Here is a 317-nt window from a genome sequence, read left to right on the forward strand (position 1 = left end):
GGCGAGCTTGCGCGCCAGGATGAGCGCCGTCGCCTCGTCGATGCCCGGCAGCAGAGCCTCGGCCATCTCGCCGAAGGCGGCGAGGTCGCCCGGCGACGGTTGCGGCGTGGAGAGCAGCAAATCCGCCCTGTCTCTTATACACATCTGACGCTGCCGACGATTAACCTTCGGTGTAGATCTCGGTGGTCGGCGGATCATTAAAAAGGGGGGGGGGGGGGGGGGGGGGGGGGGGGGGGGGGGGGGGGGGGGGGGGGGGGGGGGGGGGGGGGGGGGGGGGGGGGGGGGGGGGGGGGGGGGGGGGGGGGGGGGGGGGGGGG

The 317-nt window shown here is 76.7% G+C and carries 1 protein-coding gene; it reads right to left on the reverse strand.

Annotated features, from left to right (window positions below; all coding sequences use genetic code 11):
• Nucleotides 1–317, reverse strand: a 317-nt coding sequence (locus JHD80_RS27535) for a hypothetical protein (RefSeq protein WP_199093788.1), incomplete at both ends; no start/stop codon positions are given.

It is taken from the genome of Allobosea sp. ASV33, from assembly GCF_016428755.1.
In the GTDB taxonomy this organism is placed as follows: domain Bacteria; phylum Pseudomonadota; class Alphaproteobacteria; order Rhizobiales; family Beijerinckiaceae; genus Allobosea.